The following is a 12081-nucleotide window of genomic DNA, read 5'->3' on the forward strand; positions in this document are numbered from 1 at the left end:
CATTATGGATTTTCAAGAAGCAATTTACACACAGTTCGCACAAAGTTTTGAAGCTCAACAACAAGCATTAGAAAGCTTACCCCCTTACATAGAGCACGCTGCAAAAGTCATGTTTTCAAGCATTTCTTCTGGCGGCAAGGTCATTTGTCTTGGTAATAGCACAGGCTCCCATTTGTCTCAGTACTTTAGCACCCTAATGATAGATAAGATGGATAGGGAGCGACCTGGCTTGCCTGCAATCAATCTAGGTGGCGACGGCAGTGCTTTATTGGCCATTACACACAATGACAACCTACACGATGTGTTTTCTAAACAAATAACAGCCATTGGTAATCCAGGGGACGTGCTCTTTGTGATAGCCAACCGAGGCAACACATCCCCTATCATTCAAGCGATTCAAGCTGGCCATGAACGAAAAATGCACATAGTCGCCCTTACCAGCCCTGAAGCAAAAAACATCTCCTCCCTCACCCTACAAGATGATACGGAAATTAAGGTAAACCTATTAGGAACAGCGCGGGTTCATGAATGCCAAGTGACTGTCATCCATACCCTAGTCGATTTATTAGAGCGGCAGTTATTTGGCTATGAAGACTAAGCCTGTTCAAACACAGCCAGAATAAATAAAAAAGCCATCTGTAGATGGCTTTTTTGTTTATTCGAGTCTCTCTAACAGAGAAGAGTAGACAATGGTGATACCCCTCCTCCATAACCCTTTATGAGTTTTTATTTTACCACTTTAAGCTGAAAGCCTTTTTGAGGTTTTGGCGGCTCAGGAGGGGGTGGTGGATTTGATGAAGCTGAAAAGTCTTCTTCAGGGAACACAAGGCCATCACCATTTTCTTTAGCATATAAAGCAATGGCGGCTTTAATTGGTACAAAAACCTGCATCGGCTTACCACTAAAGCGAGCCTCAAATGACACCCCATCTTTGTCCATTATCAGATGCCTAACCGCAGACATGCTGACATTCAAAACAATTTGACCGTCCTGAACAAACTCAGTGGGTATAACAGTACCCTCTTCCTCTGCATTTACTAAGAGATACGGAGTCATATCGTTATCTGAAATCCACTCATAAGTGGCATTCAGTAAGTAGGATCTTTTAGGTAGCATAATCACTCCTAGCAATATGCCATTATTAAGTTGGCCATTAGTATTAAATTATAAAAAAGGAGCCGAAGCTCCTTTAATAAAATCTGAATCAAGCGCTATGACATTTAGATTAATCTAAACGCATCTCTTGTTCTGCTTCAGACAGACTTTCTTGGAAAGATTCACGAGAGAACAAAAGATCCATATATTTATGTAATGGAGCAGCTTGCTCTTTTGAAATATCGACACCCAAAAGAGGTAAACGCCATAGGATTGGCGCTAAACAACAATCAACAATAGTGAAGTCGTCGCTCATGAAGTAAGGCTTTTCTTCAAAAATCGGAGAAATGCTAATCAAACCTTCACGTAGCTCTTTTCGTGCTTCTGCAACTTCAGCATCATCCTTACTAGAAAGAATAAGGTCAACCAATCTAGCCCAGTCGCGCTGAATACGGTACAAATACAAACGACTTTCTGCACGTGCAACCGGGTAAACAGGTAGCAATGGCGGATGTGGGAAACGTTCGTCTAGATACTCCATCATGACATTGGCTTCGTAAAGTACCAAATCACGATCCACTAATGCTGGCAATTCATTGTATGGATTAACATCTGCCAACTCAGCTGGCTTGTTAAATGGGTCTACATCTATGATATCTACTGTGACGGCTTTTTCAGCCAAGACAATACGAACTCGGTGACTATAATGATCTTCTCCATCAGAGAAGAACGTCATTGCAGAGCGCTTTACAATAACACCCATGTCTAACCCCTATATTGAAACATCTACGGCCTCTTTATCTATAAAAAGAGGACTAATTAAACCATGAGTGCATGGAGAAAAGCTTTTACACCAAACACTCACTAAAAAATCTTCATGGAAACAAAATTATATTCTGCGATTTAAAATAGAATGCATCACAAAAGCATCTGCTCTTTAAATACCATGAATAATGAGAGTAGTATTCTAACATTATTTTTATATGTTTTTGTTTGAATAAGCGATTTTCTTAAAATGATTACAAAGAACATACTTTTCAAACAAAAAAAACGCTTGGTAAAAAATATATACCAAGCGTTTTAATAGTCGTTCTAAAGCTAAAATTAACGCTTAGAGAACTGAGGACGACGACGTGCTTTGCGTAGACCAACTTTCTTACGTTCAACTTCACGAGAGTCACGAGTTACGTAACCAGCAGAACGTAGAGTACGACGTAGAGTCTCGTCATATTGCATCAATGCACGTGTGATACCGTGACGGATCGCACCAGCTTGACCAGAGATACCACCACCTTTAACAGTGATGTATACGTCAAATTTTTCAGTTGCTTCAACAAGCTCAAGAGGCTGACGAACAACCATTTGTGCAGTTTCGCGACCGAAGTACTGAGAAAGAGTACGGTTATTGATAACAAGGTTACCAGAACCGGCTTTAAGGAAAACACGAGCGGTAGACGTTTTACGACGACCTGTACCGTAGTATTGAGTAGCTGACATAATGATCTTCCGTATTAAATGTTAAGTTCTTGAGGCTGTTGAGCAGCATGTGGATGCTCAGTACCAGCGTACACTTTCATTTTCTTGTGCATTGCACGGCCCAAAGGACCTTTTGGCAACATACCTTTAACGGCAAGTTCAAGAACACGCTCTGGAGCATGATCAATCAACTTCTCGAAATTCATAGAACGCAAGCCGCCTGGGTAACCAGTATGGCGGTAGTATTGTTTTGCAGCTGCTTTGTTACCAGTAACATGAACTTTCTCTGCATTAACAACAACGATGTAATCGCCAGTATCAACGTGCGGAGTGTATTCTGCTTTATGCTTACCACGTAAACGGCGAGCAATTTCTGTAGCCAAGCGGCCTAAAGTTTTGCCTTCAGCATCGACCACGAACCACTCGCGGCGAACTTCAGCAGGTTTAGCTGTAAAAGTTTTCATCAAAAAACCCTTTCAATACGCGTGTTCAATGACACGCTATACCTATTATTATTGGTTTATTAAATCAAGATCTAATAAACGTACACTTACCCTAAAAAAGGCGAGCGAATTATATACCAAAAATTTTCAAGAAGAAAGCCGATCTATCATTTATGCTCGATGCTCAAGAGACAAGTATTCCTCAGACTGCATTTCCAATAACCGACTGATAGTACGATCATATTCAAACGCTAATCGAGTACCAGTATAAATATCGGGGATAGCTACTTCTGCCGAGATAATAACCTTCACATGGCGATCATAAAATTCATCCACCAAGTTAATGAAACGTCTCGCCAGATCATCTCGTGGAGCATCCATTTGCGGAAGATTAGAGATAATCACGGTAGAGTATAATCGGGCAATTTCAATATAATCGATTTGACTTCTTGGTCCATCACAGAGCGCTTTCATATCAAACCAAGCTAAACCTTCACAACTGCGTATTAACTCGATATTGCGCCCTTCAATTTCAACACTACCGCCCTCTTCTATATGAGACGCATCCGAAATTAGACTCATAAAACGTTCATTTAAGGCCTTCTCAGCATCATCACCTAAGGGAGTGTAATAGAGCTTGGCTTGTTTTAATGTTCTCAAGCGGTAATCGATACCACCATCGATATTCATCACTTTAGTATGTTTATTGACTAGCGCGATAGCGGGTAAGAAGCGTGCTCGCTGTAAGCCGTTTTTATAGAGACCATCAGGTTCAATATTAGAGGTAGCTATTAGGGTTGTACCGTTTTCAAACAAAACTTCTAACAAGCCAGCTAAGATCATGGCATCTGTTATATCTGTTACAAAAAACTCATCAAAACACAATACTTGAGCCTTAGAAGAAATTTCTTTCCCCACTATCTCTAGAGGGTTTTTTACGTCATCAAGTTTGCGTAGCTCTTGGTGAACCATCTGCATAAAGCGGTGAAAGTGCAGGCGCATTTTTTTATCTGTTGGAAGACAATCAAAAAAGGTATCCATTAAATAGGTCTTACCACGACCAACACCGCCCCAAAAATATAAACCTTGCTCTACGCTTGGTGCCTTTTTCTTGCGGAATTTGCTAAAAAAGCCAGACGAGTTTGAGCTGTCTTGCCTCGCAACTAAGCGATCGAATAAGTCTTGAAGCGCTTCGACCGCTTCTTCTTGAGCTGGATCGTAATTAAAGTCTTCTCTAGTCAGGTCTTGTTTATATCTTGTGATGGGAGTCATTAGCGCTCTTTTCGTTTGAATCAATGATTTACAGCATTCTAACAAATTACACTTTAAACTACACCTATCTAGCTGTTATCGTAGGCACGGTTTCGGCTATAATAGTTAAACTGCTTTATGGAGAAAGTCATGAACTTAGAAGAATTCAACATTATTATTTTTATCACTGGCGTTATCTTTGGTTGTATTGCAACGTCTGCATTTAAGGGCCTTACCAACAAAAATTCAAAGAAAGCGACAGATTCAGCATCTGATATCGTTACAATGACATCATTACAACAAGAAATTGATAACAAACAAGCACTAATCGATAACTTCTTTACTGATAGCAACGAGAAAATCATTGCTCTTGAGAAGCAAATCACCAGTTTAAAAGGCACTCTAACAAGCAATGCAAAAACACTGAACGTTGCCATAGAAGGCTCTTCAAACGAAGCCCAAGAATCAATTGAAAATACGGCTACAGCAATGCCACCTTTAGACTATGCACCGAAAACAGAAGAAGCCGAAGGCATGCTTAGTGAATCTTTTGGGTTAGAAAATAAAGACCCAGAGCAAGATATCAAACGCGGTCTTTAAAAAGCATTCAATAAAAAAGTCACATCAAGCAGCAACTACTGCTAATGATGTGACTTTTTTGTTTAAGCCTACTCTAGGCTGGATTATCTATATCAATAAAGGTTGCCTCTAAACCATGATCCTCAGATAAAAACTTCGCTATAGATTGCGCACCAAAACGCTCCGTAGCATGATGCCCAGCAGCAATAAAGTGTATCCCCATCTCCCTTGCAATATGAATAGTCTGCTCCGAAACCTCACCAGTAATAAATACATCCGCTCCCATCGAAGCAGCCTGCTCTATATAGCCTTGGGCACCACCAGTACAAAGGGCTACTCGCTGAATCTTATTGTCATTAACGCATTCAAATAAGACACTACGATCCACTACCTTTTCGACAAGCCCTTTAAACTGATCAGCATTCATTGCTTCCTCTAATTCACCCACTAGACCTATCGCCTCTTCTAGAGGAACACCAGCCTGAAGTCCAACCCTATTAACTAAGCCAATACCATCAGCCAAACCAGCATTATTACCCAATGTAGGGTGGGCATCTAAAGGCAGGTGGTAACCATACAAGTTAATATCGTTTTTAATAAGTGCTGAAACCCTTTTATACTTCATGCCAGTAATTTGAGGACTCTCCCCTTTCCAAAAATACCCATGATGAACAAAAATAGCGTCCGCTTTATATTCAACTGCCTTATCGATCAGCGCTTGACTTGCCGTCACTCCAGTCACCACTCGACAAATTTCTTTTTTCCCTTCCACCTGCAAACCATTCGGAGCATAATCTTTGAAGCGATTTGGGCTCAAAGTTTGATTCAGAATCAATTCAAATTCACTACGTAGCAAAATAACTCCTTAAACCTATGACACATAACAATTACTGGATTCCTATCATTATCTCTATTCTTGCTGGCACTTGTATAGGTTTAGCAACTTTATTGATCCAAGAGAAGCAACATACTGCTGAGTTCAGCTACTCAACACCAGCAGAAATTGCCACCCCTTCAGTGGTGAATATATACACTCATACAGCAAAACAACCTAACCCACTTCAGAATCAACCTCTCACCACTGTCAATTTAGGGTCAGGGGTAATCATGATGAAAAGCGGATTCATTTTAACCAATCATCATGTCATACAGAATGCTAGAAGCATTGTCGTTGCTCTAAACGACAACAGACGCGTTCAAGCAAGATTAATCGGATCAGACCCTTCAACTGACTTAGCAGTATTAAAAATAGATCTACAAAAGCTGCCAGCTATACAAATAGGCAACAGCAAAGATATTGCGATTGGCGACAGAGTACTTGCCATTGGTAACCCATTTGGTATTGGTCAAACAGTGACCGCAGGGATTATTAGCGCTAAAGGACGAAATAGTATTGGATTAAATACATACGAGAATTTTTTACAGACTGATGCTTCGATTAACCCGGGCAATTCGGGGGGCGCACTAGTTAATCTCAAAGGCGAAATAATTGGCATTAGCTCTGCTATTTACTCAAGTAGTGGAGGCTCTCAAGGCATTGGTTTTGCAACACCTATTGATGATGCTATACAAGTCATGAACGAAATTATTGAGCATGGTGAAGTAATCAGAGGCTACCTAGGTATGGAAGCTCAAAAAATCACTCAACCTTTAGCGGAGAACTTATCTTTAGCCTCTTCAAAAGGCTTACTAGTCAGTGAGATAGGTAAAGGCAGCCCTGCCGAAAAAGCAGGAATTCAAGTGGGGGATGTCATCTTAAAAATCAACAACGAGTCCAGTGAAGATCCATTTCAAGTAAAGCACCTTATCGCTTCACTCAAACCAGGCACAAGCATTTCACTACTTGGTATTCGTGGAGCCCAATCTTATAAGATAAACATTTTACTTGAAGAGCAGCCAACTATGCAGCGGCTCACTTATTAACTTTATCGGTCAAGCTGTTCCATCTGGGCTTTCAGGCGATCAAGGCTAATTTCGAAGTTCTTGCCCGCTATATCATTGGCAAAAAAAGCAAGATACGGGCCCAGTAAACCAGCATCAAGTTGACCTTGAATTGCCCAAGTAACAAGTACTTCATCGCCAACTGAAGATAGAGATATATTATTCGTAACTATATTTACCCCTTCCTTAGGCTGAACATCAAAGCGTATATTAGAGTTAGATAATCCAGTTAAGGTTAACTGCCCCTGCGCATCCGACTCATCATAAGAAATTGCAACACTCTGCCCTACAGAAAGCTCCCCCGAAAATACATTAAGGCGACCTTTTTGAATAAACATCCATTCAGGTAAGTAGTCGCCGTTAAATATATTTTGAGATACAAGATCTAAAGGGGCATTAACCTTAACACTCCTTTCTATTCTGTAATCACTAGGCAAGAAAAAGCCCAAGAAAACCAACCCTAAAATAGCAAGCGCTATTATGCGAGTTACTTTTCTTAGCTGATAAAGCGCCGCTGGATGCGAACTTTGAGTCACTTTAATCTTCCTTTAGAAGGCGATATTCAGCAGACATAGCATGAGCTTCTAGAGACTCACCACGAGCAAGAGGTGAAGCAATTTTAGCCAAGCTACTAGCCCCTTCAGGAGAACAGTAAATAATAGAACTGCGTTTCTGAAAGTCATAAACACCTAAAGGAGAGGAGAACCTTGCCGTTCCAGATGTTGGTAAAACGTGGTTTGGACCAGCACAATAATCACCTAGCGCCTCAGGGGTGTGTCGACCCATGAAAATAGCGCCTGCATGGCGAATTTTTTCTGCCCATTTTTCCGGTTCATCCATAGATAACTCAAGGTGTTCTGCCGCCACTATATTGGCGATATCCATTGCTTCATCCATGTCTTTAACATGCACAAAAGCGCCACGCTCTTCCAACGACACCTTGATGATATCTTTACGGCTTTGCGTTTCAACAAGACGCTCCATAGACGCTTTAACTTCTTTGATAAAAGCTGCATCTGGCGAGATCAAAATAGACTGTGCATCTTCATCGTGCTCAGCTTGAGAAAACAGGTCCATGGCAATCCAATCAGGATTTGTTTTACCATCACAAACCACAAGAATTTCTGATGGGCCTGCAATCATATCTATACCAACAACCCCGAAAACCATCTTTTTGGCCGTCGCCACATAGATATTTCCCGGGCCAACGATCTTATCCACTTTCGGAATCGTTTCCGTTCCATAAGCCAAGGCAGCAACCGCTTGAGCACCACCGATTGTAAAGACACGATCAACTCCCGCAATATAAGCTGCAGCCAGAACGATATCATTCACAAAGCCGTCAGGGGTTGGTACAACCATGACGATATCTTCAACACCTGCAACTTTCGCAGGCATTACATTCATTAGAACTGAAGATGGGTAAGCGGCCTTTCCACCAGGAACATATACACCAACTCGATCTAAGGGCGTCACTTTTTGACCAAGTACCGTGCCATCTTCTTCTTGATATTGCCAAGAAGGCTGTTTTTGCCTTTCATGGTAATCAAACACTCGTTTGGCTGCCGCCTCTAAACTGGCAACTAATTCAGGGCTCACTCTCTCTTTTGCCTTAGCAAGCTCATCTCGAGAGATTACCAATTCTGTAGCAGCAGAAACCTGACGACGGTCAAAGCGATTGGTGTAATCAATAACAGCTTCGTCACCTTTTACACGAACCTGCTCAACAATTTCTGTAACGGCTTTTTGAACAGCATCATCCGACACTGAGTCCCAAGCAAGAAGCCCTTCTAACTCTGAACGAAAATCTGCTGATTCTGATGAGAGTTCTCGAATATTAAGGTTCAATTATTTGCCCTCATTATCTTCTACGGCATTTCGGATCATCTCTAAAATAGGTTCAATTTCAGAGTATTTCGTTTTATAAGCCGCTTTATTAACTACTAGACGCGTACTAATAGGCGCGATTAAATCACGAGCTTCTAAGCCATTAGCTTTCAAGGTATTACCGGTATCCACAATATCGACAATAAGATCCGCTAACCCCATGATAGGTGCCAACTCCATTGCCCCATATAGCTTAATCACATCAGCTTGAATACCTTGTTCAGCAAAATAAGCTTTAGCTGTTTTAGAAAACTTAGATGCTACTTTCAATCGGCGATTAGGTAGAGGCTGATCTACTACCCCTGCTGTCATTAGTCGGCATTTAGAGATTTTTAGATCAAGCAACTCATATAAGTTCTTGGTCGCCGCTTCCATTAAAACGTCTTTACCAGCGACACCAAAATCTGCCACACCATGCTCAACATAAGTTGGTACATCAGTCGCGCGCAAAATCACTAATTTAATATGCTCGTGATTCGTATCAAAAATTAACTTTCTACTTTTACTAATATCTTCAGCGGGAACGATATTCGCTTTTTCTAACAGCGGTAACGTCTCTCCCAGAATGCGCCCTTTCGACAACGCAATCGTTAATGTTTTTCTCATGTTAAAACCCGTGAAATTTTCGCACCTAATGAACCAAATTTTTCTTCAATACATTCATAGCCACGATCAATATGGTAAATGCGATCAATCTTAGTTTCACCTTCTGCAACCAGTGCAGAAAGAACTAAGCTCGCAGACGCACGAAGGTCTGTCGCCATAACAGGCGCGCCTTTTAGCGCTTCAGCGCCTCGTACAATGGCGGTATTACCAGCCACTTCGATATCAGCCCCCATACGTAGCATTTCATCTACGTGCATAAAGCGATTCTCGAAGATATTTTCTATTACTCGGCCAACCCCAGTCGCTACAGAATTCAACGCAACGAATTGAGCCTGCATGTCAGTAGGGAAAGCTGGGTAAGGAGCTGTACTAATATTCACAGCTTCTGGTCGACGACCTTCCATATCCACTTCAATCCAATCATCACCATGAGAAACTTTCGCACCCGCTTCTTCAAGCTTCGACAATACGGCATCAAGGGATTTAACACAGGTATCTATTACTTTTACTTTGCCGCCTGTAATCGCGGCAGCTACTAAGAAAGTACCCGTTTCTATACGGTCAGGCATAACAGGGTAAGTTGCCCCATGCAGAGCTTCGACACCATCGATAACGATAGTATCTGTACCGTGCCCTGAAATTTTAGCGCCCATAGCGATCAGACATTCGGCAAGGTCAATAACTTCTGGCTCACGCGCAGCGTTTTCTAGAATTGTCTGTCCTTCTGCTAACGTTGCCGCCATCAATAGATTTTCGGTGCCGGTTACCGTCACTTTATCGAAGAAAATTCGAGCCCCTTTAAGACGACCATCAACACTAGCAACGATGTCACCCCCTTCAACAGAGATATGAGCACCCATTGCTTCTAGACCACGAAGGTGTAAATCCACAGGTCGGCTACCAATTGCACAACCACCCGGCAAAGAAACCACCGCCTTACCAAAATGACTTACTAGCGGGCCAAGTACCAAAATAGATGCACGCATAGTTTTTACAAGTTCATATGGTGCTTCACAGTTGTCTAATGTCGAGACATCTAACTGCACACTCATTTTTTCATCCACAACCACGCCACAACCCATTGAATTAAGTAATTCAATCATGGTCGTAATATCATGAAGGTGAGGCAGGTTTTTGATTGTGATTAATTCCTTGGTCAGCAAAGTCGCTGCTAATATTGGTAGAGCAGCATTTTTTGCACCTGATGCTCGCACTACGCCATTAAGCTGAACGCCACCAGTTATTAGAAGTTTATCCATATTTTCTTATTCTCTTAAGTTCGCGTCTTTATAGCGCTTTATATTGTTCAGGAGTGTAGGTTTTCATAGTAATTGCATGGATAGCACCACTAGCAATTGCCTCTTGAAGATGCGAATAAACAAGTTGCTGTCTTTTGACTGTATTCAAACCATCAAATGCACTTGATACGACGGTGATTTGAAAATTACACCCTTCACCATCAGCCAATACTTCACAGTCTGGAAGAGAAGATTCTAAAAGTGTTTTAACTTCGCTTGAGTTCACAGCTACTCCAATCATACATTGTATTAAATTCTGCCTATTCTACCTTAGTAACGCCAACTACTTAACACCTCTACCCCTAACTGTTTAAGAAAAAGCAAATCTTTTCACCTTTAAAAGCGGATGGCACCCACTCAGAAACAAAAAAGCCGAGCTCTATGAAATAGAACTCGGCTTTTAGGATAAGAACAAAAAGACTAACTAGGCTTTTTAGCTAAGGATTGCTGCCAAGCGCTAATAGCATCATCTATATTATTCTTGTTTTGGCTCATCATAACGCCAAATTGCTTACGGAACGTCAAACCAAAATTAATATTATTGATAACAACATTACTTAATTGCCAAATCTGATTTTTTGATTTTACCATAAGAAATGAGATATCTAACTTGCCACCTTGATCCAACTCAAAAGTAACATCTACCTTAACTTCTCTCGAGTTTTTTTGAGCCCCAAGAGGAAGGACGTTGATTTTATTAGGGTCTAAATCAAGCAATGCATTCCCATAAGTTTTAAGGAGAGTATCTTTTGTTACCGTAGAAAAGCGAGTACGCTGCTCGGCATTCGCTCGACGGTAATACTTGCCCATAATTTTTTTCGCAAAAACATCAAAATCAATAACCTGACTAAAAACGCCATCCACTCGAGATTCAAGTAAAACTGGATCATTTGCTAAAATATCTTTATCTGCAACGATGTCTGTACGAAAAGCATCAACAAGATTTATTACTGCCTGCCTAGCACTTTCGTCAGCAAACAATGAGCCACTCCAGATAAGGCTAAATAACAAAGCAACTTTTAAGCAAAATTTCATTATCACTATTCCTCTGAATCGTCTGAATTAAATAAGAACTGGCTAATTAGAGTTTCTAAAACAAGTGCTGATTGGGTATCAAAAATTTCGCTCTCATTTACCAACACTTCATCCTCTGCCCCGATGGTAATTCCTAAATACTTCTCACCTAGCAAGCCACTCGTTAAGATCGCAATAGAACTATCAACAGGAATATTATTTACATCCGCATCAATATTCATGGTTACCAAGCCCATGTAGAGCTCTTTATCTAAAGAGATAGACTCAACACTACCAACTGCCACACCCGCAATAGTTACTTTCGCTCGCGCTGATAAACCTGCGATATCATCAAACCTTGCAACCACTTGATAAGAGTCTTTTTTTCCTGAGAAAGCTAAGCCACTCACTTGAACCGCTAAGTAAGTAAAACCCAACACGGCCAAAACAATAAAACCACCAACAAACAATTCCGTACGCTTACTTCTCAT

The 12081-nt window shown here is 41.1% G+C and carries 16 protein-coding genes; 3 read left to right on the forward strand and 13 right to left on the reverse strand.

Annotated elements, in window-relative coordinates:
• Window positions 1-4 precede the first annotated feature (4 nt).
• Window positions 5-598, forward strand: a complete 594-nt coding sequence (locus tag OFY17_RS09140; RefSeq protein ID WP_263530423.1) for an SIS domain-containing protein — start codon at window positions 5-7, stop codon at window positions 596-598.
• 128 nt (window positions 599-726) lie between these two features.
• Here OFY17_RS09140 and OFY17_RS09145 read toward each other — a convergent pair whose 3' ends face one another.
• From OFY17_RS09145 to zapE, 5 genes are all read right to left on the reverse strand, one after another.
• Complete coding sequence (locus OFY17_RS09145; RefSeq protein WP_263530424.1) at window positions 727-1116, reverse strand: ClpXP protease specificity-enhancing factor; 390 nt, start codon at window positions 1114-1116, stop codon at window positions 727-729.
• Window positions 1117-1225: 109 nt separating this feature from the next.
• Entirely contained in the window at window positions 1226-1858 is a 633-nt protein-coding gene (locus OFY17_RS09150; protein WP_263530425.1) for a glutathione S-transferase N-terminal domain-containing protein, read from the reverse strand.
• 341 nt (window positions 1859-2199) lie between these two features.
• On the reverse strand, window positions 2200-2592 hold the full coding sequence (gene rpsI, locus OFY17_RS09155) for a 30S ribosomal protein S9 (RefSeq protein ID WP_263530426.1): 393 nt from the start codon (window positions 2590-2592) through the stop codon (window positions 2200-2202).
• Window positions 2593-2606: 14 nt separating this feature from the next.
• Window positions 2607-3035: a 50S ribosomal protein L13 gene (gene rplM / locus OFY17_RS09160; RefSeq protein ID WP_263530427.1), complete on the reverse strand. Its 429-nt coding sequence runs from the start codon at window positions 3033-3035 to the stop codon at window positions 2607-2609.
• 150 nt (window positions 3036-3185) lie between these two features.
• Window positions 3186-4286, reverse strand: a complete 1101-nt coding sequence (gene zapE / locus OFY17_RS09165) for a cell division protein ZapE (protein ID WP_263530428.1) — start codon at window positions 4284-4286, stop codon at window positions 3186-3188.
• A gap of 129 nt (window positions 4287-4415) precedes the next feature.
• Here zapE and OFY17_RS09170 point away from each other — a divergent pair, with 129 nt between their 5' ends.
• Window positions 4416-4865 (forward strand): DUF1043 domain-containing protein, encoded by a 450-nt coding sequence (locus tag OFY17_RS09170; protein ID WP_263530429.1) that lies wholly within the window; start codon window positions 4416-4418, stop codon window positions 4863-4865.
• 73 nt (window positions 4866-4938) lie between these two features.
• Here OFY17_RS09170 and OFY17_RS09175 read toward each other — a convergent pair whose 3' ends face one another.
• On the reverse strand, window positions 4939-5700 hold the full coding sequence (locus OFY17_RS09175; protein WP_263530430.1) for a Nif3-like dinuclear metal center hexameric protein: 762 nt from the start codon (window positions 5698-5700) through the stop codon (window positions 4939-4941).
• Window positions 5701-5717: 17 nt separating this feature from the next.
• Between OFY17_RS09175 and OFY17_RS09180 the strand changes: the two genes are divergently transcribed.
• The gene (locus OFY17_RS09180) at window positions 5718-6767 is read left to right on the forward strand and encodes a S1C family serine protease (RefSeq protein WP_263530431.1); all 1050 of its coding nucleotides are present in this window, start codon (window positions 5718-5720) and stop codon (window positions 6765-6767) included.
• A 2-nt stretch (window positions 6768-6769) separates the two neighbouring features.
• Here OFY17_RS09180 and OFY17_RS09185 read toward each other — a convergent pair whose 3' ends face one another.
• From OFY17_RS09185 to mlaD, 7 genes are all read right to left on the reverse strand, one after another.
• Complete coding sequence (locus OFY17_RS09185; RefSeq protein ID WP_263530432.1) at window positions 6770-7321, reverse strand: SRPBCC family protein; 552 nt, start codon at window positions 7319-7321, stop codon at window positions 6770-6772.
• A gap of 1 nt (window position 7322) precedes the next feature.
• Window positions 7323-8633 carry a histidinol dehydrogenase gene (gene hisD, locus OFY17_RS09190; protein WP_263530433.1) on the reverse strand — a complete coding sequence of 437 codons (1311 nt, stop codon included), beginning with the start codon at window positions 8631-8633 and terminating at the stop codon, window positions 7323-7325.
• Window positions 8634-9278, reverse strand: coding sequence for an ATP phosphoribosyltransferase (gene hisG, locus OFY17_RS09195; protein ID WP_263530434.1), 645 nt, complete (start codon window positions 9276-9278; stop codon window positions 8634-8636). It lies immediately after the preceding gene.
• Window positions 9275-10537, reverse strand: coding sequence for a UDP-N-acetylglucosamine 1-carboxyvinyltransferase (gene murA, locus OFY17_RS09200; RefSeq protein ID WP_263530435.1), 1263 nt, complete (start codon window positions 10535-10537; stop codon window positions 9275-9277). The genes hisG and murA overlap by 4 nt, the downstream gene beginning before the upstream one ends.
• A 28-nt stretch (window positions 10538-10565) precedes the next feature.
• Window positions 10566-10802 carry a BolA family protein gene (locus OFY17_RS09205; protein ID WP_263530436.1) on the reverse strand — a complete coding sequence of 79 codons (237 nt, stop codon included), beginning with the start codon at window positions 10800-10802 and terminating at the stop codon, window positions 10566-10568.
• Window positions 10803-10996: 194 nt separating this feature from the next.
• Window positions 10997-11611: an MlaC/ttg2D family ABC transporter substrate-binding protein gene (locus OFY17_RS09210; RefSeq protein ID WP_263530437.1), complete on the reverse strand. Its 615-nt coding sequence runs from the start codon at window positions 11609-11611 to the stop codon at window positions 10997-10999.
• A gap of 5 nt (window positions 11612-11616) precedes the next feature.
• Window positions 11617-12081 (reverse strand): outer membrane lipid asymmetry maintenance protein MlaD, encoded by a 465-nt coding sequence (gene mlaD, locus OFY17_RS09215; RefSeq protein ID WP_263530438.1) that lies wholly within the window; start codon window positions 12079-12081, stop codon window positions 11617-11619.

The sequence above is a fragment of the Marinomonas sargassi genome, from assembly GCF_025716875.1.
Lineage (GTDB): Bacteria > Pseudomonadota > Gammaproteobacteria > Pseudomonadales > Marinomonadaceae > Marinomonas > Marinomonas sargassi.